Below are 26,960 nucleotides of genomic sequence, written 5' to 3' on the forward strand. Positions count from 1 at the left end.
TAGAGTAAAAGTTTTTTAGATTAGATGTTTTTGGTGGTTAGTATCTGTTTTATGAGATTAAATATATTAGTTGGGTAATATAATAATAGCCCACCTGTTAGTACTAATTAGACAGGTGGGCTTTATTTCTATAAACAGATTCTGTTTCTGTAATATTTTAACATATTTTATGGTGCTTATAGTTTGGGTTGATCGGTGTTCTTTCCTGTGAAAGGACGCTGGATTAATAAATTAACAGTTAAGGTAAGGATGTATGCTAAAATTCCTCCGTTTGATGATTGTTGTCGTGGTGTTTTGTGGTGTTATCTGCCCTGTTTTTTCTAGTGTTTTTGCTGGGAAATATAAGCGAGATGATTTTTCGTTTGAAGTGCCTGATGAATGGGTAGAGATGGGTGCTATGAATATAAAAGGGGTAATAGCAGCTTTTACAAAAGAGATAGATGCGGAGGTAACACCTATTATATTGGTTGCTGTTAGTGACAGGCCTGTCGGTCGTACAATAAAAGAGGTAGTTGAGAATGCGGTAAATATAGTTACATCTACAATTCCTGATGCAAAATTCCTTTTTGAGCGGGATGTGTATACAGAAAATGTAAAATGGCGTGAGATAATATATCAATATTCAGATGCAGGGTATTCATTCCAGGCTGTTCAATATCACACTATAAATAACAAAAAACATTATGCTTTTACTGGACAGAGTCTTCAGTCAGATTTTAGAGAGTATCTTTCTGATTTTAGGAATACTTTCAATTCGTGGAAGTTTAAAGCAGATTGAAGATAGCTTCAAAAGACATACAAAGAACACTCAATTATCATTAACAAGCACCGTTATATAAACCTCAGATAGTAAAGGATGATAAATGTCTCATAAAAATTTACCATTATCGTATATTCTCATTGTACTTTTCATGATTGTACCGTTATACGGTTGTAAAGACGGTATCAAGGCATTTGTTAAGAATAGAACAGGTAGTAGTGGTATTTACGATGAAGCGGACTCTTCAGATGAGGATGACTTCTTTAGCGATACAGGTGGTAGTAATAATGAAGATGGGGCTGGTTATAGAAATAACACAAGTAGTGTTAATCGTGATTCTGTTTCTAAAACATCGTATAACACAAAAGGGTTTGGCAGGAGAAGGCGTTCTGTCATAGAAAGCGAGAAAAGTACTGCGGTAACACATTCTCAAAACATTTCTTTAACCAACGATACTGAGAATAGAAATCGTAATTTGAAAAAGGATAACAATGGGCCTCAATTAGCAAATAAAACAAAATCTGTTATTATAAATAAACACCCTGATTCAACAGCGAGATCAAATCCTTTGAATGCAAGTGGTAGGTCGAATAACGGTTCTGCCAGTGTCGAGAATAAGATTAAGGGCCTTGTTACGCAGATAGCAATGGCAGTACCTGCGACAGAAAAATTGAAAATATCAATAGTTGAATTTTCCAATTTTCATGGCGAGACTACAGATTTTACCACTTATTTATATGAGGAGTTGGTTACTTTATTTTCATCAAATCCTAAATTTGAAGTGGTAGGCAGCACAAGTAAAATTGGCAAGAAAAGTGCAAAGATCGATGCAATAGTGACAGGCTCAGTTATGGGTCTTGAAGATAACGTTAAGGTAAACGCGCGTCTCATGTTAAAAAGAACAGGTATGATTGTTACTGCGGTTTCAACATCGTTGCCAAAAGATAAGGCAATAGAGAGGTTGATGGAAAAGAAACATAAAGCCATTAGTGTCAAATCTGAAGGGGATGATTTGTATTCCAAAATTGATGACCTGGCTGGGCAGATAGTTAATTGTCTGCAACAAGGTAGAAAATATAAATTAGTCTTGCTTGAATTTACCGATATGAATGGAAAGACCAGTACATTTAGTAAATTCTTATTTCAGGAGTTAGTAACAAGGCTTTTTCTTGCTAACAATAAAAAGATTGAAATAGTAGACAATAATATTATCAATGAATTTATAAAGGAGCATCATATCTCCTTACAGGAGTTGCCTTATCCTGAGTCTTCTAAAAAACTTGCTGAATCTCTTGGGGTAAATTGCATAGTTAAAGGGGTTATTACAGATTTGGGTAACAGCATAAAATTAAATACCCGTGTAATAACCGCAGAGACTGGTTCTATGTTTGGTGTTGCGGCGGTTGATATTGAGAAGGATGAGAAATTGGCAAAATTGTTGAGTGAAAAACATAAAGTTGCAAGTTTTGATACTGGAAAAATTGAAACAAAAATTGATGTAGATATAAAAGAAGAACATGCATCGCTCGGGGCTGCTGATTATGGTACCGTTTTCTTCGAAGAAGACTTTACAAACTATGATGATGGACAGCCTCTTCAGGTGTGGGGTGAAGGCCTGGTTGTCAGAAAAGATGAAAGTGATAAATATTTTCTAACCTCGGATGTTGATGATTTTTCAGTTGCCAGTCGTGATATACAATTTCCTGATGAGTTTTCATTTGAATTTGAGGTGAAAGGGAGCACTAAATATTGGAGCTCAATAAGGTTTAAAGATTCTGATGGTAGTGTGTTTTCCGTGTCATTTCGTCTTTTTCAGGATGTTCTGAGTATAACCTTTCCAGGTCCAAAACAGGTTAAAACGGAGATTGATGTGAATAACTATTGTAAGATCAAGATTGTAAGAAAAAATAAATTATATGAACTGCATACGAATGATTCACTACTAATAGTAGGTTCATATTCAAAATATAAGACATTTAACTCTTTCGAAATTCACAGTGCATTCAATAGATTTCAGTTTGCCGGTTTTGTAGCTAATAATTTGGTAGAAAACTAATATCACAAACATGAAAATCAGGTCCATCGGTTTTCCAACACTCCGTCAGTACGGTTTGCTTTCTTGTTGCAGGTTTATGACTTACAAAACTTATAGACAGGTTAGCGGCCATTTAAAATCTTTTTCTTTGATTAAAACAATCCGAAATTCTTTTCTAGTATTAATTACAATTGTCAGTGTGATTTCCTTTTTTATTGCTTTCTGTGCAGTACTCGGATATGCAGGAAATAATAACATTAGGGTAATTAATGTAAAGGTTGTTGCCGATGAAGAATTCAGGGCAAGTGATGAGTGGGTAGATGTGATAGTGGAGAGTTTTAAAAGAACATCTGCTTTTTATGAAGAACAATTTGGTATTAAGTTTAATTTGAAACTGATTGGTGAGTGGATTTCGGATAATAATTCCTTTAATATTCAGTCTCTTCTAGAAGAGCTAAGTAATAATGTTGGAAAGGATGGTAGCGAATTAGTTGTTGGTTTTACTAGACAAGTTTCAAAGTCTCTTAAATGTGTTTTCAGTCGTCCAGCGTTAGGGATTGCACTGCCGTTTAATGATTATGTCATTGTAAGAGCAGACAGAAAGAAAGGCTTTGATTATCACATAATGTCGTTAATATTAACCCACGAGTTGGGCCATGCTTTTGGGGCGTTGCACGTCCGTGACTCTACTTCTGTTATGAATATATCGGTTAACAATCATACTGTTTTCCGGTTTGATGATAGAAACAGCAAGCTAATCAGATTGACAAAGTTTGTAGATTTTAATAAAGGTGTTACTTCATTAAAAAAGAGCTGTCTTGAACAAATAATTGGTTTATATAGAGATGGCTTCGAAGTCGATTATGAGAACGCGACCAGACACCTGCTGATTGGTTCTATATTCAGTGAACAGGGAATGATAGATGAAGCTATTTTGGAATATAAGGAGGCTGTTAAAATAGACCGGAAAGACCCGGAATCACTTACGCGCCTTGGTGTTGCATATGCAGGCAAGGGGTTATTGGATGACGCAATAAAGGTGTTAAGTAAGGCCGTCAGGCTTGATTCGATTAATGGAGCGGCCCATGTTAACCTTGGTATGGTGCTTGTCAGAAAGGGTAAACAGGAAGAGGCGATAGACCATTTGAGGAAAGCTATAGAAATCAATAGTATTAATCCTGAAGCTCATTGCATTTTAGGTGGTATATATATCCAAAAAGGATTATTCGATAAGGCTATTTTTGAGTGTAAGAAGGCTTTGGATTATAACCATATCTATTCTGATGCCTATTATAATCTGGGTATTGCTTATCACAGTAAATTGATGTATGATGAAGCTATAACTGCATATAAGAAAGCAATTGAGATAGAATATAAAAACACTATGGCGAGAAATAATCTAGGTTTGGCTTATTATGAACAGGGAATGTTAGAAGAGGCAGAATCTGAATATATTAAATTATTGAGGGTTGATCCCGGAAATCAAATGGCGCTTAATAATTATCAGGCAGTATTATTTGCAAAGAAGGAGGGGTTATAATGAGAAAATCTCTAACAAGGTTAAAATGGCAAACAATTTGCGGGCTTATGATTGTTTGTTTGTTGTTTTCTTACTGTAGCTGTATTTTCGCTCAGACAGTCTATAACATGTCTCAACATTCACAATCTACTCAAGGTGTTCCGGGTGGAGTTGGATACAATAGCAACTCATTACTGGGACAGGATTATTTGATTGGGCCCGGAGATGTGCTTGACATAAAAATATTTGATTCGGAGGATTTAAACAGAACGGTACGTGTTGGGGGGGATGGTTATATATCATTACCGTTGATAGGCAGTATAATCGCCGGTGGCTTGAACGTTTCTGAGCTGGAGTTTAACATGGCCTATGAATATTCAAAGAAATATTTGCAGAATCCCCAGATTTCGGTATACGTCCAGGAGTTTCACAGTAAAAGGGTGGCAGTACTGGGTGAAGTGAAAAACCCGCAATTGCTGGAAATGACAAGAAACAGTAGTAATCTTCTGGAGATGATAAGTTTGTGTGGTGGTGTTACTAAAGATGCCGGAGATTTGATTTATATAATACGCCATACAGAACAGTATGACGCTTCTGGCAGGAGTGATGATACCCATGCGGTTCATTATAGTAACACAGATGATAGAAGTTATGGAAGAGTAACTGAGGATGTCCATGGGTCCAATGGTAGTTGGGATGAAGAAGACTATTTACAGGCCAGGGATGAGGTAATTACTGTAAATATCTCAGAACTGGTTAAATATCAGAATCCTCTTTCAAACGTGGATATTCTGCCTGGTGATATGATAAGCGTTCCTCCTGCATCTTTCTATTTTGTATTTGGGGAAGTGGACAAACCAGGCGCTTTTCAGTTAAAAACGAATATGACTGCATTACAGGCTTTATCACAGGCTGGCAGTTTCTCAAGTGTTGCAAAAAATAAAATCAAATTGATAAGAGAAGATCTTGAGAATAGAGAGAAAATTATTACTACTTTAGATGTTAGGCGATTAGCAAAAGGTGAGGATGAAGATGTTAGAATTATTGGTGGAGATGTTCTTCTTGTCGGTAAGAGTAGTTTTAAAGAGGTGCGTAATCAATTATTGGCCTTCTCAAACTCTGCCGTTACGGCCTTTACAACTGCCTATGCATACGACAGTTTCCGAGATTGATATTATAGGAAACTACCACTTATTGCGAGTTCCTGACATGTCCGTTTGAATGACAGTAGGTCTGTCGAGTTTAGGGGGATATTGTTGTGTCTTTGTGTGAGCCGAATTTATTATTTGATGTTCAATATGTGTTGTTTATTTATTTAGATAGGTGTTCATTCACTTTATCCAGGCAACAAATAATTAATTACTTTTTGAATTATGTTTAGCAGAACCAGGAAACAAGCAACCATAGAGAGCTAAATCCTATGAATAACGATTCATTTCTAAATCAAACCCAAGACCCTTCTAATTATTATAGCGGCAAGACTTCCTCTCTTGATGAGATACATCTCAGGGATTACTTTCGCGTGGTTATGCACCGTAAATGGGTAATTGTTGCCATTTTTACAATTACAGTGCTGTTGGTTACGCTCTATACGTTTAAACAGAAACCTATATTTCAGGCAGTTACAACTATCAGGATATTTAAAGAAGCGCCAAAGGTACTCTCCTTCGAAGAGGTGATGAGTACAGAAGGAGGACGGACTGATTTCTACAAAACTGAATGTGAGGTATTAAAAAGCCTTACACTTGCCAAGAGGGTGGTTGACAGTTTAAGGCTTGACTTGGATCCGGAGTTCATAGGCAATAGCAAAGCTTTAGATGGAAGTGTTAATAAATCAGTTAGTATGGACAGACTGGCAAGACAACTTTTGGGGAGGACAGAAATATTGTCTGTCAGAAATAGTCAATTGGTGAAGATTAAAGTTAGCACAGGATATCCTGAACTATGTAAGAAAATTGCTGATACTATAGCAGATGAGTACATTAAAAAGAACCTTGAAGACAAAGTTCTGACTACTTCGGGCGCAACAGATGAGATAGTTGAACAATTGAAAGAGATTAAGATAAAGATCGAAGATTCAGAGAAAAAATTGTATAAATATGCACGTGAGAATGATATCGTTGCCATGGATGCAAGCCAAAGTATAATTTTGAAAGAACTGACTACAATCTCAGATGAATTGACAAGGGCGGAGGCAGAACGTATTGGCAAAGAGATCAGGTTTCTGGCAGTACAGAATAGTGACGACCTTTCTTCTTTACCGGGGATAGCAGATAATAAATTAATTAATGAATTGAAGTTGGAATATACGAGGCTTAATGCAAAGTATGCCAGTGAGCTTGGCAGAGTCAAGGAAGATCACCCGCTGGTGCAGAGGCTTAAGACTGAAAAAAGTCTTATCGAACAGGAGATAAAGGATGAACAGGGGTGGCTGGGGAAGGCAATTAAGGCAGAGTATCAGGAGGCTGTTGGTAAAGAAAAAGGTCTTCGGCAGCACCTGGAGGAGCTTAAAAGGGAAAACAATCGATTGGAAGGGAAATCAATCAGTTACAAGGTGCTGAAACGTGAGGTGGATGCAAATACACAGCTATACGAAGGGCTGCTTCAAAGGATGAAGCAGGCAACCGTATCGTCACAAATAAAGACTACAAATGTTCAAATAGTTGATAGGGCGGCATTGCCTACCAGACCTGTTAAACCAAAAAAAAGGTTAAATGTGTTCCTCTCTATGGTTGTAGGGTTGGTAATGGGAACAGGTATTGCCTTCTTTTTAGAATACCTTGATAATACAATTAAAAGCGCAGATGATGTTGAGAAACATCTTAATGCTACAGTACTAGGTGTATTAGAGAAGGTAGAAGTGGAGAGGGATGAGGTGGAGAACTTTGATACCATTTTGCACGAATTACCCAAGTCAACATTTGCGGAAGCAGTGCGTAATGTAAGGACCGGTATCATGCTGTCATCTGCAGATAATCCCAAGAGGATAATGCTGGTTACAAGCACGACTCCCAGTGAGGGAAAAACATTTGTAGCGAGTAACCTTGCTATTGTAATAGCTAAGACCGGCAAGAAAACATTGATTGTGGATTGTGACTTTCGTAAGCCCAGGGTGCATAAAGCCTTTAATATTCAGATGATGCCTGGTTTAACTAATCATATTCTTGGAGATAATGATTTGGATTCAATCATTAAACATACGGCCATTCCTAACATCAGTGTTATTACATGCGGCCTTATTCCGCCAAACCCTTCGGAGATGTTGGGGTCTCACAGTATGGAAAAATTTTGTAAGGAGATAATGGATAGGTTTGATACTGTAATACTTGATACACCTCCTGCTATGGCAGTTACTGATACAATTGTTCTCTCTAACATGGTTGACGGAATAATTTACGTAATCAAATCAGGTAAGATATCAAAAGAATCTGCCAGAAGGTCTCTCCATCAATTTGCAGGTAAAAAGGCTGAAGTGTTGGGTGTAGTTATAAATAGTGTAGATGCTGCCAGGGGCGACTTTTATGGGTATGGGTATGGGTATGGGTATGGTGTGGAGGAAAAGGGGAAAAAGGGAATAATAGAGAGAATGAAGTGGACGAAGGGAAAAGAAAAGGTAGAAAATACCTGAAATCGAATTCGTATTTAATATGATTTTAATTTTGTTTCTTGTTTGATGTATGTGCTGGTAGTTTCAAGTCGTAAGGATTGACCTTTGGCAGATGTAAGTCATATGACAGCGTAGCCGTAATTTTGTTTCACATCAACTTTAACTGACCGTGAACGAATAACTAATGTTAACAAGATTTCCTTTAATTGCCGATAGAGTCATAGAGTGGGGTATTATCTTTCTTTTAGTATTTACACCACTTGCGTTACCAACAAGGTATGGTCTTCTGCACCTTTGGGTCTACACGATAATAGAGATAACAATATTCGTTTTAGTAATAATATGGTTACTTAAGCGGATTATAATTGCGATAAATGCAAACTCTGATCTCCGAATTCCAAACTCTATAATTATCAATCGCTTCGGTTTTGTAAAAACTCCTCTGAATATTCCAATTATATTGTTTGTTGGTCTTATTATACTTCAGCTTATACCGCTTCCGCCGGGTGCTCTCAAACTGCTAAGTGCCAATACGTATTATCTATATCAAAACAGCAACCCGTTACCGGCAACCCGCAACCAGAACTTAGAAATTTCACCTACAAAATTACCAATCTCCAATGAGCAACCTGACATCCAAACTCAGCGGTCTGAAATCAGTGATTGGTTGCCAATCACTATCTATCACTACGCTACTAAATCAGAGTTTATCATGATCCTTGCATATATAGGCATGTTTTTCCTTGTTACGAATACACCAGGTTTAAGAATAGATCGTTTTTTGCTTATTATTATGGGTGTAGGATTCTTTGTCTCTTTTCTGGGTATTTTACAGAAATTTGCTGGTGCTGATAAGATATACTGGTTATTAGATTCACCTGGTCCGAGCTTTTTTGGTTCTTTTATAAATCGTAACCATTTTGCCGGTTATATAATAATGGTAATACCACTCTCTTTGGGTTTGCTGATCTCCAGATTTGGGAGTATTACATTTCATAAGACTATGACATGGCGAGTAATTTTTACAGAATTTGAATCTCATATTCTTGGTAACGGTTTATTGGTATTCGCCATTATGATTATGGTTTCTGCTTTATTCCTTTCGCTGTCACGTGGAGGCATATTGTCATTTGCTGTTACAATAGTTGTGTTTGTGACCATTATCAGTCTCAGTAGAAAAACCAGGAGTATTATAAGTAAAGGACGCAAGGTAACGATCATTACGTTGTTTCTGGCTTTTATACTTCTTGTTTGGCTTGGTATTGGTCCTGTCATGGAAAGATTGTCTGATATTTCGTCACCTGACAGGAATCAAGTCTTTCAAGATACAATTGATATGACCAAAGATTTTCCTCTTCTTGGGTCTGGGCTTGGTACCTTTCAGCACCTTTTTCCGAAATATAAAACCCTGGAGAGGCAACAATTTTATGACCATGCACATAATGATTATGTCGAACTTTTATCAGATAGCGGTCTTATAGGGTTTATTTTAATAATAGGCAGTATTATCATATTTATCAGGAAGATATTGGTTAGATGGTGGGAAAGGGGAGACTCTTTTGCTAAAGGTGTTACACTCGGAGGATTTTGCGGGATTATTGCGATCCTTTGCCACAGTGTTACGGATTTTAATCTGCATATTCCGGCCAATGCTCTTTTCCTCTCTTTTCTTCTTGGCCTTACATGGAACGCTGTCAATCGGGAAAGTAGTTATAATGAGAATTAGTAATTAATAGTCTCCTGATCTCCTTATAGACATTTCTTTTACTGTTGTTTATGATAATTTTAAGATGCTTAGGACAAAATCAATACTCAGGCCAGAGATATTTCTCACTTTCTTTCTTATTGTTCTTACAATATTAGTGTCTGTCTTTGTTGTTAAAAATTTTGCTGGCAATCTATACTATCATAAATGGGAAGGTTTGCCTCAGAGAGATGAGGATAGTATTGCCATTCTGGAAGACAAAACGGCAAAGTTTATTCCATCTAAATCAGATACTTTTTATCAACTGGGGAAATATTATCACAATAAAGCGTTTACCGCTGATTCTCTTGAGGAACAGTTGGAAATATTCAAGAAAGCAGAGCAATTTCTAACCAGGGCAATCTTGCTACAGCCTGGCAATAGCTACTATCTGGCAGAATATGCGCGTGTGGTTGGTAATCAGGGAGATGCTGGCATGGCGATCAACTATTTTGAAAGATCAACAACTTTGTCAAGAACAGACGCTCTTATTCACAAGATTTATGCAAGGTGGTCCCTCTATCGTGCACAGAGTGTTTTCAGGATTGAAGATTTGGACTTCCTTGTAAAGATGTACAATAATCCGGAGCAGACGATTCCCTTTTATGAAGAGCGTTTGATTGACGGAATTATGACTAAGACATTTATAAATATTGCTGAAAGGGAATGGGGTGAGGTACTGCGGTTAGGTATTCCAAAGAGTCGGAGAACATACAGAAACCTTGGCGATTTGTATATGATGACATGTAAGCTTAATAAAGCAATTGAAAATTATAGACATTCAGAAAGTAGTATTAGATTAATAAACAGCTATTTTATTAAACAGGATTTTACAACTCTTTTTAGTGTGGTTAAACACATTATAGGGGCAAAAAATCGTGTTTTCTTATCAAGATGGGATGAAATCAGAAAGCTTCTTGAAAGGATTACTATTTTCGACAGAAATAGTTATGAAGCATTTTACTGGTTGGGTCAAGGACATTATCAACAAAACATGTTCAATGAGGCGATTAATGTTTTGGAAAAGGTGACAACCCTGAAACCTGATCATGTAAATGGACATTTGTTTCTTGCTAAATCATATGAAGCTGTAAAAAAAAGTGAGAAGGCTATTCATGAATATACAGAGGTTTTAAAACTAAAACCAGGCCATAAAGAGGCAAGTGAACTACTCAGTAGAGCCATTAAAAGCAAATTATAGATTATATCCAGTTAGTAATCAGGTTACTGCATTCTTTGGCAAGAAAGATAATATTCATTAAACGGTAAAGAGTGCAAATGAGATTATGCACAGTGAAAGGTACATACAAACTGGATAAAGTGCTCCAATTATAAAAAAAGAATCAAGAAAATAGTAAATAACCATTAATTCATGGACGAAATATATATAATTTTACAATTTCCTTATGAAAAGGGTATGATAAAAACTGCGCTGGAGAGATACAACTATTTTTTTCTTTCAGCAACAAAAACTAAGTAGAAAAAAATATAAATGAGTCTTCGGATACTCGATAAAAATATCGTTTCTGGTTCTTATATTATCTGTTGGTAGATAGCAATTGCCCCTTGACAAACAGTGGCAAACACATAGAATACATAAAAAATTTTCATTAAAGCCAAGAGAATTATAAACATTTCATCATCCCCAAGAAAGAACACAATGACATATTTAATAACAGGTGCTGCAGGTTTCATAGGTTATCATTTATCCAGGCGTTTGCTTGAGCAAGGGAAAAGCGTTGTTGGGGTTGACTGCCTCAGCGAGTATTATGATGTCAATCTGAAAAATGCCAGGCTGAATGAACTTAAAGGAGATCCGGGCTTTACTTTTTGTAAATTAGATTTGGTGGATCGTGAAGGGGTTGAACAGTTATTTACGGTAAATAAGTTTGATTATGTTGTGCATCTGGCTGCTCAACCCGGAGTAAGGTATTCACTCTCTAATCCTCATGCTTATGTTGACTGTAATATTGTTGGCTTCTTAAATATACTGGAAGGGTGCAGGTACAATGATATCAAACATCTTGTTTTTGCCTCTTCAAGCTCCGTTTATGGGGCTAATACAAAAATGCCATTTTCAGTTCACCATAATGTAGACCATCCCGTTTCCCTTTATGCAGCTACAAAAAAGGCAAATGAACTTATGGCCCATACTTATTCGAGTTTGTACAAAGTACCGTGTACGGGACTAAGATTTTTTACTGTATATGGTCCGTATGGGAGGCCTGATATGGCCCCGTTTTTGTTTACCAGGGCAATATTGGAAGGTAAACCTATTGATGTGTTCAACTACGGAAAGATGAAGAGGGATTTTACTTATATAGATGATATTGTGGAAGGTGTTACCAGGTTAATCGAAAAGGTACCGGAGCCAAATCCGAGTTGGAACGGTGATGAACCTGACTCCGCGACAAGTTATGCTCCGTATAAATTGTACAATATTGGAAATAATAATCCTGTTGAACTCATAAAGTTTATTGAGGTATTAGAGGATTGTCTTGGGCGGAAGGCAGAGAAAAATCTTCTACCACTGCAACCTGGTGATGTGCCAGGTACATATGCTGATGTAGATGAATTGACTAACGATATTGGTTTTAAACCTTCCGTTCAAATTGAGGAAGGGATTAAGAAGTTTGTGGAATGGTATTGGGAGTATTATTAATAAAGTGAATCTTCCGATGTGTACAAAATAGATTTAAGTATTTGCCAATAGCAAATTTACTTTGTGCTATTTCCTTTGCATAATGTGTGCTTTGTGTCAGTAGTATGTTTTTTTGTGTATCAAGCGTTTTTTCTAGTGCTTTTGTCTTGCCTCATGTTTACCGGTTCAACGAATCAACTATCCCGGTTTTCTCCTTGACTATGACATGTCGCGATAATAGAATAAACATGCGTTCATGTATTGAACAAATAAACAGGGACAGTTCTGCCTGGCTCCAGGTATTACGTAACTGAGAGGGCGGAGCTTTGTAAACTTCAAGGCTCTGGGTTTCAGGCATCTGGCTCTCTGGATAAAGAGATAAATCCCTTAATTTATCTCTTTACTTTTTATTTTTTGTGCCTTCTTAAACGGATTAATGAAATATCTTGAAGAAACAGTAAAATTGCTTAATCATATTCAAGATAATCCTGATTCGACTCAGCGGGAACTGGTGAAAAAACTTGATTTTAGTTTGGGGAAGGTTAACTATCTCATTAAAACACTCACAAAGAGAGGGACCATCAAACTGGAAAGATTTAAAAAATCAAGTAAAAAGGCTGGGTATCTGTATCTCCTTACACCAAAAGGAATACAGCAGAAAACTGAAATAACGAGAATATTTTTAAAGCAAAAATTGAATGAGTACGATAGGCTTCAAGAGGAAATTCAGATTCTTTCAATTGAATTAGATAATGCTGGAGAGAAAAGGAATAATAATAAGATATGTTAATTGGTTATAGGATGTAGTGCTACTCATGATTTTTGTTTTTTTTAAACTCAGGGCTGTCTTTACTCTTTTAAATGTAGCGGCTGGTATCGAGCTATATTAATAGGAAAGCACTTTGTTTGTGAGACAAAAGCAGAAGTTATTGCAACGTTACAGATTCCTGCTCTTTTGAGAGTTCTGCAGTATTGCCATTGAGCGTCATGGGTTTCTTTGCAAAAGGTATAAGGTCTTCAACGTCGTTAATTGTCAGGTGTTTGTTGAAATGTTACACTAATAGATTTAAAATGAAAAACTTGTTTTTTTCTTGATGATTGGGAATATCGTAATATAGGTTTATTATTCTGGTTTTATGAAAATTTTAGCAATAGGCGCTCATTTTGACGATGTCGAATTAGGATGTGGGGGTACTCTACTCAAACATAAAGAGAGGGGGGATGATATTTCCATAATTGTGATAACTCACTCAGGTTATGAAAGTCCAACAACTAATTCTGTTCGCTTAAAAGATCAGGCAAAACAAGAAGGTGAAAAATGTGCTAAGATGTTAGGTGCTTCTTTAATTTGCTGCGACAAAGAGCCTACAGTTTTAGTCCCCACAGAGAAATTTGTTTTAGAAGTGGAACATATTGTCAGTAAAATTAAGCCTGATCGTGTCTATACACATAGACCCGGTGATTCTCATGCAGATCATGCAGCGGTGGGTTATGTATCTTTACGTGCATGTCGAAAGTATGATGAAATTTTGTTATATCGAAGTAATTGGTATATGACTGATGGTACGCAAGAAGATAATTTTTATGTTGATATTTCTCCATTTATGGAACAAAAGATGGATCTTATACGTGTTTATGAGTCGGAAATGAAAAAGGTAAATTACTCATGGATAGACTTTGTAAAGAAACAAAATTTTGCATCTGGTGCTAAGGTTGGTGTCCAGTTTGCCGAAACCTTCCATTTTGTAAAAATGTTTTGGAAATGAGCTAGAGTTATCATGAAAATAGCAATTCATCAACCTGAATTTCTACCTTGGTTAGGTTTTTTCTATAAAATGATACTGGCTGATTTATATGTTGTGTTTGATCACGTACAGTTTAAAAAGCGATATTTTGAAAACAGGAATAAGATTGTTTTTCAATCGGGGGATACTAGTTGGATAAATGTACCTGTAAAAACGAAAGGGAAATATACTCAATCAATTAATGAGGTTGAAATTGATAATGACCAGAAGTGGAAAAGCAAAATGTTAACAAAGATTCAGCATTGTTACAGAAGTGCGCCATACTTTGAAGAATATTATCATGATTTTGTGTCATTACTTGACGATAGAGAATACGATAAATTAATTGATCTGAATATGGAAATAATAAATTTTATTAGAAAAAAGTTGGATATTACCGTTCCTATGCTCTTTTCATCCAGTATGGATGTAGGCAGTTCAGAAGGTTCTGACCTTATTTTAAAAATTTGCCTGGTTAATAACGCCAATACCTACCTATGTGGAGCTTCCGGTAAGGATTATCTGAATGTGGAAAATTTCGATAAGAACGGTATTGTAATTGAGTGGTTAGACTATCAGCCCCCTGTTTATAAACAACTGTGTCAGCAATTTACACCTTATATGTCGATATTGGATTTGTTATTTAATTATGGGTCAAAGAGCTTAGGGATTATAATGAAACCGACTTAATGGAGGGAGACTGATATATGTATATTTTAGGTTTAAACGATTCTAATTCTGCGGCTGCCATAATTAAAGATGGTGAGTTAATTGCAGCTGCCAGGGAAGAACGGTTTGACAGAATTAAATTTTCTGATTCATATCCTACGAAAGCGGTTGATTATTGTCTGAGTACTGCTGGTATAGGGATAAAAGAATTGGACTATATTGTTTTTGCATGGAACCCCGGACATGAACTCGAACCACAGTGTTCTTCTGCTGCTGTTAGAGATCATAAGCATTTTCTTCATTACATTCCTAACAATTTACTTAGACATATAGGGGGCGATAAAAGTAATAAGAGGATTGCGTCCATTGATGAAAAAATCGAATTCAATGAAGGTGAGTTGAGTATCCGTTTCGTTCCGCATCACCACTCACATGCTGCCGGGGCTTTTTTTGTGTCGCCTTATGAGAAAGCGGCAATTATGACAATTGACGGTTATGGTGATGATATTACGCACAAGTTTTTTATTGGGGAAGGCAATAAGCTTGAACCTGTAGGCAAAACCCTTTTTCCTCATTCAATGGGACATGTTTATGCCGCAGTTACACAATTCCTTGGATATAGGGCAAACAGTGACGAGTGGAAGGTTATGGGATTAGCTGCCTATGGAAATCAGGATTACTATGATCGTTTTGCAAAAGTTATTCGCTTTGACAAGGATGTTGGGGAGCTACGCGTTAACCTTGACCTGTTTTCATATTACATATGGACTCCCAGGCGTTATACGGATGTTTTCATTAATATGTTCGGTCCGGAAAGATATCCAAATGATGAAATTACGGATAGGCACATGAATATTGCGGCAAGTTTTCAAAAGAGGATAGAGGATGTAGTGCTGGATATGTGTACTTATCTGGCAGAAAAGACAGATATGGATAATCTTTGCTTTTCGGGTGGGGTAGCGATGAACAGTAAAATGAACGGTCGTATACTTGATGAGTCACCTTTCTCCAAAGTTTGGGTACAGCCGAGTGCTGATGATGCCGGTTGCTCCCTGGGGGCTTGCTTCTATTATTGGAATCAGGTTCTTGGTAATGACCGTAGTTTTATAATGGAGCATGATTATTGGGGGCCAGGTTTCTCTGATGACGAGATTAAGAGTGTTCTTGACAATTCACTTGTTTCCTATGAGTATCTTGAAAACCCTGAGAGTGAAGCGGCTAAATCTATTGCGGATAATAAGGTTATAGGCTGGTTCCAGGGTAGAATGGAACATGGTCAGCGTGCCTTGGGTAACCGTTCTCTCCTTGCGGATCCCAGGGACCCGAAGATGAAGGACAAGATTAATGGGTTAATTAAGCACCGTGAATGGTATCGTCCATTTGCACCGTCTGTTATGGAAGAGTATCAAGGTGATTATTTTGAAATAGATCACCACAGTCCTTTTATGCAGATGGTTTACCCTGTTCGTAAGGATAAGCATGATGTTATTCCGGCTGTCGTGCATAATGATGGTACCGGACGCCTTCAAACTGTAACCAAGGTTGCCAATAAACGTTACTGGAAGTTGATTGATGAATTTCGAAAAATTACAGGTGTTGCAGTAGTACTAGATACTTCCTTTAACGATAATGATGAGCCAATCGTCTGCTCGCCAAAAGAGGCTGTTCGTACATTCTATGGGACGGGTATTCATGAACTTTATATGGGCAATTATCGTATTGTAAAATCTAAATAATTCGGAAATAAAATGGGAAGAGGACCGACAGAAGAATATTATAAAGTGTTAAATGAAGACTATGTGGAAGGTACGCTTACATGTTTAAAACCTTCTACAATAAAAAGGGTTGTTAATGTTGACTTCCCGAATATCCTCAACATTGAACCTACTAACAAATGTAATCTTGCTTGCGTGTATTGTCCAAGAGAGCGTGCGGATAAGGGGATAGGTATAATGGACTGGGATATGTACACCAGGATAATTGATGAAGCTTCTGAGTACGAAAAGCTGATTATCCTTAACCTCCATAAGGATGGTGAGTCATTTTTACACCCCAGATTTATAGATATGATCCGCTATGCTAAAAAGAGGGATATGGCTAAGACGATTCATATGAATACGAATGCTATCTGCTGGACGGACAGGATGATTGATGAGCTTCTGGATTCAGGCATCGACGATATTACCGTCAGCATCGATGCTGCAAGGCCAGAAACATTCCATAAACATAAGGCTGCTGATTGCCTTGAAAGGGTTGAAAGGCAGGTACGTTCATTTTTTGATAAGAGGGAAAAAATGAGATTAGATCGTCCTTTTGTTCGTGTAAAGATTATGGAGTTTGATGAAATTTCAAAGGACGAAATTAGAGAGTTTTTTAAAAAATGGAATGGTATAGCTGATGAAGTTCAGGTAACTGGGATACATTCCTGGAGTGGGGAGATAGGAGGGGTAGCTGTGACTGATGAGGCTTCTCCGGTGAGATATCCTTGTGTTATCATGTGGTATGCATTGGTTATAAACTGGAATGGAGAATCGACAGTTTGCTCTGTTGACTGGAATACGGAGATAAAAATAGGTGATGCAAAAAACCAATCAATTCACGAGATATGGAATTCGCGTGAGTTAAAGGATGCCAGGAAGTCCCAGATTGATAAGTGTTATGATAAATATCATGTTTGTAAAGACTGTGTTGTATGGGTATCAATTGGTGATTTGACAGAGTGGCTTACTGAAAGAAAGGAATTTTATCTTTAGATAATATCTATAATATGTCAAACAAACAGAATAACAAATATCGTAAATCATATGAACTCTGGGAGAAAGCAGAAAGTCTGTTTCTAAACGGGGTCCAGACCCTTTCTAAGTCTCCCAAATACATAACATTCGGGAGTTGTCCCACATACATAGATAAAGCAAAAGGCGCATATATGTGGGATTACGATGGCAACCGTTACATCGACTATCCTATGGCATTAGGGCCAATAGTGCTGGGCTATGCTTTTGATGAAGTAGACGATGCTGTGAAAGAGCAGATATCTAAAGGATTTCTGTACTCCCTGTCAAACAGGCTGGAAATAGAACTGGCTGAACTATTGTGCGATATAATACCTTCAGCGGAAAAGGTTAAATTATTAAAAAGTGGATCTGAAGCAACATCAGCAGCCGTTCGTATTGCAAGGGCCTATACCGGGAAAGAGGTTGTTGCTGTTTGCGGCTATCATGGATGGCACGACTGGACAGTTATAAGGACGACACGCAATCACGGTGTTCCGGCCTCATTAAAAGATTTGGTATCGGAGTTCAAGTATAATGACTTAGACTCTTTACAAAGAGTTTTTGACCGGAATCCGGGCAAGGTTGCAGCTGTAATATTAGAGCCAGTAGGGATGTACCAGCCTGAGAACAATTTTTTAGAGAATGTTGCGGCGCTGGCAAGAAAAAATGGGGCATTACTGATTTTTGATGAGATAATCACGGGTTTCAGACTTGATTTGGGAGGTGCCCAATCGTATTTTTCTGTTACACCAGACCTGAGTACTTTTGGCAAGTCTATGGCTAACGGCTACCCCATATCCGTACTTGTTGGCAATAGAGATATTATGAACGCTGTTGAGGATAACGTTTTTATTTCATCCACATATGGGGGAGACTTGTTGTCTATTACTGCTTCTATCAAGACATTAGAGATTTTGAAAAAAAAGAAAGTAAACGATTATATCCTCTTGCTTGGGAAAAAACTGAAAGATGGTCTTAATGAAGTGATAAAAAAAAATAATGTGAGTGCGGTATGCGAGGGTATGCCTCACAAGACCTTCTTGCTATTTGATGATGTTGGAGATTGTTCCGGTAAAATGATAGAAACTCTTTTTAGACAGGAGTGTCTCGAAAAAGGAGTGTTCCTGGGATACGGTCAATTCATCTCTTTTTCTCACACAGAGAATGATATCGAACACTCTGTTGATATAGCTTCTGATGCTTTTGCGCTTATCAGGGAGGCGCTGGATCGGGGTAATCTGCAGTCGTTGTTAAAGGGGGAAATCTCAACTGACGTTTTCAAGAGATACTAAACCACAAGTCGGAATTGTTGTTCAGGCAAGGATGGGGTCAACACGGTTGCCTAAAAAGGTATTAATGGAGGTTGTAGAAGGGTATAGCATCCTGGGGTATCTTTTAAAGCGTTTGTCGAGCGGTAAGCAAGCTGACAAGATTATCGTAGCTACCACAACAAATAACAAAGATGACGAACTTGAGGAGTGGGTGAAGGATAGTGGATACCACTATTTCCGTGGGAGCGAAGCAGATTGTCTCGACCGATTTTACCAAGTAATAGAGCGGTATGGTATTGATATTGTTGTTCGTATTACCTCCGATTGCCCACTGATTATTCCGGAGGTTGTTGATGAAATGATTAAATATTATTTGAATAATAGCACGAAGATAGACTACTTGAGCAACAGGCAATTTACAAATTTTCCAGAGGGCATGGATGTGGAGATCTTCAGCCGGGAAATACTGGAGGATGCTGCCAGAAATGCGGCGAAACAGAAGGAACGTGAACATATTAATTATTTTTTCTTAGATCGACCATCCCAATATAGAATTCGTTACTATAATCACAATTTAGGAGTGGATTACTCCCGTTTTAAACTTTCTGTCGACACGCATCAGGAATTAGAGCAGATTCGCTCTTTTTTTAAGGAAAAAGGGTTACCGTTTCAGTTTACATTTAAAGAATTGATTAACGTACTAATCAAATAATAAAGGACAGATTTTATGAGTATAAATGAAGCTCAAAAGGAAATGAAAATTAATCATCATCAATTTTCTCTTGATTCATATGAACGTGAGCGTCTATGGGATGAGCGCAGACGTCATTTTGCGGACTACTGTGTCAATCGTTTTCAGTGGTTTAGTTATCCCAAATGGTCTTACGTTTCTCCATTTCCACTTCATGTAGATTTTGAAGCAAGTTTTAATTGTAACTTGAAATGTCCGATGTGCTTCAGGCCCCATATTGATAAGAAAAATTATGGTGATATGGAATTTGATCTTTATAAAAAGGGGATTGATGAGTGCGCCGATAATGGTTTGTATTCAATAAGACTAAGTTGGAGGGGAGAGTCTACACTTAATCCTAATCTCGTTAAGATGGTTGAATACGCTAAAAAAAAGGGCATTAAAGAGGTGTCGTTTATATCAAATGGACGATTGCTTGAAGGTGATCTTACAGAGGGCTTGATAAGGGCTGGTTTGGATTACATTACCGTATCGGTTGATGGTTTGGAAGAGCATTATAATAAGTTACGTAAACCGAACACATATGAAGAAATTACAGAAAAACTTCGAGATTTTTATAATCTTAAAAATCGTATTGGTGGTGGGTTTCCTCGTATAAAAATTCAGGCTATCTGGACGTATATAAAACAAGACCCAACAGCCTATTATAATCATTTCAAAGATTTTACAGACAAAATTGATTTCGACCCAGAGAATGACTACTCATTGAGTGATGTACCTCAGGATAATGATTTTATCTGTCAATACCCCTGGCAGCGTATAACCATTATGTGGAATGGGGAAATACCTCTATGTATATCAGACTGGAATGGTGCTACAGCTATAGGAGATTTAAGAAAACAAACTATTAAAGAAGTTTGGGAAGGAAGGAAGATGGAGAACTATAGGCAGATACAGAGAAACAGGAAAAGAATGTCTATTCCTTGTTGTAAAAGGTGTCATAGACCATCCACAGAACAGATTGGTAACAAACCGGAGGGTGAACAATAGGCAACCCTTTTGTTCGGAAATTTGCTTGAGAATATGAGTGTCGACCATAATGCAGGGTGAAAGAAACCTGGTTTTTCTATTACAGTGGTGATAATATTTGCCGGGTTTATATCTTGGTATTTTGAAAAATCCTTTAAATAAATACTATTGAATTTACGGTTACAAATTTAATCGAGACTGATTCAACATTTTAACAAAAGAGCATATATAGCGGTCAGGCTGTTAAAATAAGCCTGTAAGGATGATGGGAATGTATAGACAGATTCAATCAAAAGGAAAAACAATGGTTGTCCTTTTCTATCAACAATGTTACAAGCTGACTACTGAGCAGATAAGCATTAAATCGGGAGGAGAAGGATTGTGAATATTTTATTTGCAAATTTGCATTGGGACTATGGTGAAGACCACACTCAAGAAAACATGAAACCACTTCAATTTCCAACAGGTTTGGCAATCATTGCGGCAGAGATTAAGAAACACAGAAATGACAATCTTTTTACAATTGATAATTATGTTGCAAATTTAAAAGACGAAGATGTATTTGCTTTTATCTCTGACCATTCAGTTGATTGCGTGCTTTTATCTCTTTTTTTAGGGAACTATCAGTATCGTTATCTTAAAAAATTTATTAATAATCATAATGAAACGTTTTCTTCATGCAAGATTATTATTGGTGGGCCGATGGCTTCTACAATACCTCACCTGATATTAAAAAATACTAAAGGTGATGATGAACAAGTTATTTGCGTGATTGGAGAAGGAGAAGACACAATTATAGATTTGATGGCATGTCTTGATTCGAATGATGACCTATCCAAGGTCAAGGGTATATGTTTCAAGCGTGGGCAGAGAATTATTCAGACAGATGCTCGGTCACGATTAAAGAATTTAGATAATCAGCCATATCTTGCGTATGATTTGTTTGAAACACAGACATATGTTGATTACGTAAATTCAACAAATCGTTGTTGGGAACTTTGTACAAGTCGTGGTTGTTTTGGGAGTTGTGTATATTGTAAGCTTGTTTTTGGCAGGAAAATTACAATGAAGTCCGCAGAATCCGTATTAAATGAGATGATTGATTTCTACAAATCTTACGGAGTAAATCGATTTAATTTTGTAGATGACAATTTTCTTAATACAGAGAAACAAATATGGGAATTCTATAATGTTTTAAAAGAGTGCGATATTAAATTTAAGTGGCGATTTCAGGGTAGAGCTGATCGTTTAGATCCTTCCTTAGCATCTGCACTGGTAGAAGTAGGTTTATATGATATCTCTTTTGGTATAGAATCTGGATCAATGTTAATTCACAAGGAAATGGACAAGAAGCTTAACCTGGATCGAGCCAGAGCAAATCTGAAAATGCTTCCTTCAGAACTCGATACACATGCATCTTTTATAATTGGTATGCCAAGTGAATCACACAAAACAATTGAACAGTCTTTAGAGTTTATCCAGGATGTTGGCGTAAAAAATATAAATGCGGGGATTTTAACTCTCTTTCCTGACACGGTGCTTTATGAGATCGCGAGGTCCAAGGGGTTGATAACAAATGAAGACGAATACTGTGATAATCTGGGACCAGTTTATGTGTATCCATATACTAATCTTACAGACTACACAGACGATCAGCTAATTAAGTGGACTGAAATGATTAGCAATGCAGGAAGTGTAAATAAGGCAAATAATAATGATTGAAGAATTAACATCAGTTATTGATTTTCTAAAAAAGCATAATTATCATTCAATCCAGCGGGTTCCACTAAGACAATATCCAATCTTACCTTTATTATTGATAGTTACACAATGAAATCTATACATATAGGAAATAAAATAATAGGAGATTGCCATCCAGTTTATGTCATTGCTGAGATTGGAATTAATCACAACGGCGATGTCAGCCTCGCAAAAGAGATGGTTGCGGCGGCATGGGAATCAGGTGCTGATGCAGTTAAAATTCAAACATTCATTACTGAAAAATTTCTCCATCCAAGCCACCCCGGATTTAATTACGACATTAATGCGGAGCTTCCCCATGAAAAGGAACTGGAGATATGGGATTTTGCCGGGCAGAATGGTATTAATCTCTTTTCGACGCCTGAAGAATTCCTAAGTCTGGAGTTTATAAAAAAACAGAAACCTGTCTTAATAAAAATTGCGGCCATGGATTTTAATTATAAGGAATTAGTGCAGAAGTCTGCGTCCCTGGAAATACCGATTATCCTTTCTTCTGGAATGAGCACTATGGAAGAAGTATTGCGCACTGTGAGGTGGGTTGAAGAGGCTGGAAATAATGACTATATTGTTCTGCACTGTGTGTCATGTTACCCGTCACTTCCGGAATCGTGCAATTTATCAGCAATTCAAACTATGAAAAAAATATTGAATTGCCCGGTTGGTTTTTCCGATCATACGGAGGGTATTCATATACCTCTTGCCGCAGTGGCTTTAGGGGCAAATATTATTGAAAAACATTTTACTATTGACAGAAAACTACCTGGACCTGATCAAAAGTGCTCGGTGGATCCTGTTGACCTGAAGATATTGGTTTCCAATATTCGCGACATAGAATGTGCTATGGGGCATGGTCGCAAGGAACCTGCTCCAGAAGAGCTTGAACCTCGTCGATATAAACGTAGGGGAATTTATGCGGCTTCCAATCTGAAGTCCGGAACTGTTTTAGAGAAAGAAAATGTACTGTTTTATGCTCCTTCTACAGAAGGTAGCTGCGTTACTGATTGGCCTTATATAGGAGGGAGAAGGTTAAAAGGAGATATTGCTAAAATGCATCCTATAAGCCTTAAGGATGTTTACTAAATATGAAAGAAACCATACTATTTAGAGTAGATGGTGGCAAGGTTTGGGGAATCTCTTTTGGTCATATTTATAGGTCTCTTATTCTTGCTTCCGTTTTGGCAAGAAAAAACAAGATTATCTATATTATGAAAAATTACCAGGACGGTGTTTTCTTTGTTAAACAGCAAGGTTATGAAGTTGAAACTATAGGTGTAGATGATGATAGCGATAATTCATTAATTAATTTTCTAGAAAAATACTCTCCAAAACAAGTCGTTTTTGATCTTCGTTCAATTAAATATAACATGTTTTTTGACTATACACGAGAGAGGCATGTTCAAACTGTTGTTTTTGATATTCTGGGTAATTGTACAGGGGTACCTGATATTTTGATTAACGATTCTTTTGTTAAGGAATTTACCAAGTATCCTCATTTAACTAATCGTACAAAATTATGTCTGGGTCCAAAGTTTTTCTTTACGGAGAGTTTACCTGAAATTATACCCATAAGAGATAATGTAAAAGAGGTAATGATTACAATGGGTGGTTCCGATCCGGCAGGATTAACATTGAAGATCCTGAGTTCCTTAACAGAATGTTTAACCGCTTATAATGTTCATGTTGTAATGGGGCCGGCTTTTACTGATGAAGAACAAGTTTCTAATCTTACTGTAAATTTTAAAAATATAAAAATTTATAAAAATCCTGACAATTTTATTGAACTTCTAAGTCAACAAGATGTTGTTATTACTGCTGCCGGTCGTACGTTATATGAATGTGCTGGTTTAGGGCGACCTTTAATAGTAGTGCCTACTATAGAATTTGAGGCTTTAAGATCTATAGAATACGAACGGTTAACAGGCAGTTTTGATATTGGTCTCTGGGATGTTTCCAGCCCTGAAAAAATAATGAATGCCATGAGAATATATACTGAAAACAAAAATCTTCGTAGATCAATTTTTAAAACGAGTCGACGTCTGGTTGATAGTCATGGCCTTGAGAGAATTTTGAATTTACTAAATTAAATAGTGATTTGTAAGAAATACTATCTTAGTGGAACCTCACTCCTGCCCAAGGGCCGTATTGACCGCAAGGTTGTTTTTCTTTCACAAGCTTGCATAACTGACGCTGTAAAGAGAAGATTAAAAATTCGGGATTTTGAAGTCTTGCCGGAAGTTTGGAGTAGCAATGAAAGCTTGGTAGATGTCCATGTGTACCTTGAAAAAATTTACTGGAATATTTCCTTGGAGATTGGCAAGAGATTAGAGACGATTCATGGGCAGAATTACGGTGCTGGATTCTGGGAGTTACCTATTGGATCCTGGCTGTTTTATTACATACAAATTCTTTATGATCAATATAACAGAATTGAATGTGCTATCAAGAGGTATGGTAGGGATAATATAACACTTCTGACTTGTAATACTAAAATTACACCATTTGACTCTTTTCCAAAATTTCCTTATGAATATTTGAAGGACGAACGGCAGGTTTCTGCTCTTTACGGTTTAATAGCAAAAGAGCTGGGTATTACCGTTGCAGGATTTGAAGATTGCCTTAATCCTGATTTGAATAGCGGAGGTAAGAGGAACAATGTCTTTTTAAAAACAACTTTAAGCAAAATTGTTAATTTAACAATAAATAAATGTCTTTGCCTTCTTCCGTCAAGGGTCATTAGGGGTGAAATGGTTTTAATTGATCAACCTGTTTTTAGTGGTTTTGCAAATATAGGATTTGCCATTAAATTGAAGGCATCTTATTTTCATGTATGTGGAAAAATAAAAACACAGTCAAAATCTGTGAATAGAGCAGAGTTATTATCGATTACAGCAGAAGATGGATTTGAAAAAATTCTTGTCAGTCTACTGCCATTGCTTATGCCCCGTATTTTTCTTGAAGATTGTTTTTCATACATAGATGCTGCTGAGAAGTATAGTAATTATAAAGTTTACCATTCAAGAAACATTATGTTGTCTAGCATTGTCTTTCAATATGCTGCATCTTTGGGCAGGCTCAAAGGTGCGAGAATCGTTTTTCAGCAACATGGCGGTGGATATGGTCAACTTAATAATGTGTTTGTAGAGTGTTGGGAACGGAGACAGTGCGATTTTTACATTACCTGGGGATGGAGGGATACGCATTATCCAGGCGCAAAGACAGTGCCTCTTCCTCAACCTCTACATTCAAAGGTGATGGATACATATAAGCAAAAGAGTGAAATGGCTTTATTTGTGTCAAATTCAACTTCAAAGCATGTTATGAGGTTTCAAGAATACCCTGGTATGCCACACATGATATATAAGTACCTTGATTTCAAAAAAATTTTTATTTCAAGTCTTGACACTGATGTTCGAATGCATTTGTTATATCGCCCACACTTCAACCAGTATGGTTGGTTGGAGAAGGAGCTGGATTTAATAAAAAAATATCCTGAAATAGAGATTAATCAAAAAGGTAAACTAATAGAGTTGCTGAAAAGTGTCAAACTGTATATATGTGATCATCAGGGCACAAGTTTTATGGAAGCCCTCGTGGTAAATACACCAACAATAATTTTCTGGGACAACCAATATGCAAACCGGAAAGGTGCGGAAAGGAGTTTCGACATTTTAATTCAGTCAGGGATTCTTTTTTATGATCCGAAAGAGGCAGCAAGTAAGGTAAACTTGATCTGGGATGATGTTAAGGGATGGTGGATGCATAAAGACCGACAGCAGGCGCGTAAGGAATTCATTAACTCCCAATGTATGATAGATAAAGATTGTTTTGGAAAGTGGGTGGATACATTTAAGAATATTCTTAACAATCCGGGTTATATAAATAGAGAAGATTCTCTGAAAAAACGTTAACCGAATAAATTGTTTCTTATATCTGGTGGTTTCTTTTATCCTTACAACCTAATCGGACGACACTGTTTTAATTTATCTTGAGGCCATATTTTGAAGATTTTAAACAATGAAAAAATATTATGCGTTGTTGGAGTTGCCGGAGGATCATGTTCCGGTAAAGGACATCTTTGTTACCATTTGCGTGCACAGTTAACCGCTGAGCATTGTTTGATCATTCCAATGGATTGTTACTACAGGGACCTCTCTTATTTGTCCTTAAATGAACGTCATAGGTCCAACTTTGACCATCCGGATGCCATCGACTATGAGTTGTTTAGAGAGCACCTGGAGGTGCTCATTTCTGGTGGTGTAGTTTATATGCCTTTGTATGATTTCCATACTCATACTCGCTCCGTTTCCAGGGAAGAGATTCAAGCAAGGGGGAAGGTGATTCTGGTTGATGGCCTTTTTGCACTGTATTGGTCTGAAATCAGTAAACTATATGATTTAAAGGTTTTCATTAATTTAGATTCAGTTATTTGCTTACAAAGGCGAATTAAACGTGATGTTCAATACCGCGGTCGTTCTTATCTAAGTGTAAAAAAGCAGTATTATAAGACGGTATTACCTATGTATGAAAAATACATTGCACCTACACAATACCATGCGGATCTCTCTCTGCATGGTGATATGCCAGTGCAGGAGTCTGTAAGGCAGATGCTGCAGGCTATAAATGCTATTTCAAATGAAGGATCTATTTAGAAATCAATAGACAAGATAAATGGAGT

Annotated in this window: 21 protein-coding genes; all 21 read left to right on the forward strand. The window is 37.1% G+C overall.

Annotated features, from left to right (window positions below; genetic code table 11):
* Positions 1-253 precede the first annotated feature (253 nt).
* Positions 254-778, forward strand: coding sequence for a hypothetical protein (locus SCALIN_RS20480; protein WP_133112120.1), 525 nt, complete (start codon positions 254-256; stop codon positions 776-778).
* A gap of 85 nt (positions 779-863) precedes the next feature.
* Positions 864-2,816, forward strand: coding sequence for a hypothetical protein (locus SCALIN_RS20485; protein ID WP_096896293.1), 1,953 nt, complete (start codon positions 864-866; stop codon positions 2,814-2,816).
* 76 nt (positions 2,817-2,892) lie between these two features.
* Positions 2,893-4,335, forward strand: coding sequence for a tetratricopeptide repeat protein (locus tag SCALIN_RS20490; protein WP_162532445.1), 1,443 nt, complete (start codon positions 2,893-2,895; stop codon positions 4,333-4,335).
* Positions 4,335-5,486: a polysaccharide biosynthesis/export family protein gene (locus SCALIN_RS20495; RefSeq protein ID WP_096896295.1), complete on the forward strand. Its 1,152-nt coding sequence runs from the start codon at positions 4,335-4,337 to the stop codon at positions 5,484-5,486. Before SCALIN_RS20490 ends, SCALIN_RS20495 begins: the two co-directional genes overlap by 1 nt.
* A 248-nt stretch (positions 5,487-5,734) precedes the next feature.
* Positions 5,735-7,942, forward strand: coding sequence for a GumC family protein (locus SCALIN_RS20500; protein ID WP_096896296.1), 2,208 nt, complete (start codon positions 5,735-5,737; stop codon positions 7,940-7,942).
* 163 nt (positions 7,943-8,105) lie between these two features.
* Positions 8,106-9,647: an O-antigen ligase family protein gene (locus SCALIN_RS20505; RefSeq protein WP_096896297.1), complete on the forward strand. Its 1,542-nt coding sequence runs from the start codon at positions 8,106-8,108 to the stop codon at positions 9,645-9,647.
* Positions 9,648-9,711: 64 nt separating this feature from the next.
* Positions 9,712-10,866 carry a tetratricopeptide repeat protein gene (locus SCALIN_RS20510; protein ID WP_096896298.1) on the forward strand — a complete coding sequence of 385 codons (1,155 nt, stop codon included), beginning with the start codon at positions 9,712-9,714 and terminating at the stop codon, positions 10,864-10,866.
* 459 nt (positions 10,867-11,325) lie between these two features.
* Complete coding sequence (locus SCALIN_RS20515; protein WP_096896299.1) at positions 11,326-12,327, forward strand: NAD-dependent epimerase; 1,002 nt, start codon at positions 11,326-11,328, stop codon at positions 12,325-12,327.
* A gap of 415 nt (positions 12,328-12,742) precedes the next feature.
* Positions 12,743-13,096, forward strand: coding sequence for a MarR family EPS-associated transcriptional regulator (locus SCALIN_RS20520; protein ID WP_096896300.1), 354 nt, complete (start codon positions 12,743-12,745; stop codon positions 13,094-13,096).
* Positions 13,097-13,442: 346 nt separating this feature from the next.
* Positions 13,443-14,072, forward strand: a complete 630-nt coding sequence (locus tag SCALIN_RS20525; RefSeq protein ID WP_096896301.1) for a PIG-L deacetylase family protein — start codon at positions 13,443-13,445, stop codon at positions 14,070-14,072.
* 12 nt (positions 14,073-14,084) lie between these two features.
* Entirely contained in the window at positions 14,085-14,780 is a 696-nt protein-coding gene (locus SCALIN_RS20530) for a WbqC family protein (RefSeq protein WP_096896302.1), read from the forward strand.
* Between the two features lie 17 nt (positions 14,781-14,797).
* Positions 14,798-16,495 (forward strand): carbamoyltransferase family protein, encoded by a 1,698-nt coding sequence (locus SCALIN_RS20535; RefSeq protein ID WP_096896303.1) that lies wholly within the window; start codon positions 14,798-14,800, stop codon positions 16,493-16,495.
* Positions 16,496-16,507: 12 nt separating this feature from the next.
* On the forward strand, positions 16,508-17,512 hold the full coding sequence (locus SCALIN_RS20540) for a radical SAM/SPASM domain-containing protein (RefSeq protein ID WP_096896304.1): 1,005 nt from the start codon (positions 16,508-16,510) through the stop codon (positions 17,510-17,512).
* 14 nt (positions 17,513-17,526) lie between these two features.
* On the forward strand, positions 17,527-18,825 hold the full coding sequence (locus SCALIN_RS20545; RefSeq protein WP_096896305.1) for an aspartate aminotransferase family protein: 1,299 nt from the start codon (positions 17,527-17,529) through the stop codon (positions 18,823-18,825).
* A 13-nt stretch (positions 18,826-18,838) separates the two neighbouring features.
* Positions 18,839-19,516 carry a cytidylyltransferase domain-containing protein gene (locus SCALIN_RS20550; RefSeq protein WP_261341061.1) on the forward strand — a complete coding sequence of 226 codons (678 nt, stop codon included), beginning with the start codon at positions 18,839-18,841 and terminating at the stop codon, positions 19,514-19,516.
* 15 nt (positions 19,517-19,531) lie between these two features.
* Positions 19,532-20,545, forward strand: coding sequence for a radical SAM/SPASM domain-containing protein (locus SCALIN_RS20555; protein ID WP_096896307.1), 1,014 nt, complete (start codon positions 19,532-19,534; stop codon positions 20,543-20,545).
* 360 nt (positions 20,546-20,905) lie between these two features.
* On the forward strand, positions 20,906-22,246 hold the full coding sequence (locus tag SCALIN_RS20560; protein ID WP_096896308.1) for a B12-binding domain-containing radical SAM protein: 1,341 nt from the start codon (positions 20,906-20,908) through the stop codon (positions 22,244-22,246).
* A 108-nt stretch (positions 22,247-22,354) separates the two neighbouring features.
* Positions 22,355-23,365 (forward strand): N-acetylneuraminate synthase family protein, encoded by a 1,011-nt coding sequence (locus SCALIN_RS20565; protein WP_096896309.1) that lies wholly within the window; start codon positions 22,355-22,357, stop codon positions 23,363-23,365.
* A gap of 2 nt (positions 23,366-23,367) precedes the next feature.
* Positions 23,368-24,369, forward strand: coding sequence for a PseG/SpsG family protein (locus SCALIN_RS20570; RefSeq protein ID WP_096896310.1), 1,002 nt, complete (start codon positions 23,368-23,370; stop codon positions 24,367-24,369).
* 3 nt (positions 24,370-24,372) lie between these two features.
* Complete coding sequence (locus SCALIN_RS20575; protein ID WP_162532447.1) at positions 24,373-26,193, forward strand: LIC12162 family transferase; 1,821 nt, start codon at positions 24,373-24,375, stop codon at positions 26,191-26,193.
* Positions 26,194-26,283: 90 nt separating this feature from the next.
* The gene (udk, locus tag SCALIN_RS20580) at positions 26,284-26,934 is read left to right on the forward strand and encodes a uridine kinase (RefSeq protein WP_162532448.1); all 651 of its coding nucleotides are present in this window, start codon (positions 26,284-26,286) and stop codon (positions 26,932-26,934) included.
* Positions 26,935-26,960 lie beyond the last annotated feature (26 nt).

The organism is Candidatus Scalindua japonica, assembly GCF_002443295.1.
In the GTDB taxonomy this organism is placed as follows: Bacteria; Planctomycetota; Brocadiia; order Brocadiales; family Scalinduaceae; genus Scalindua; species Scalindua japonica.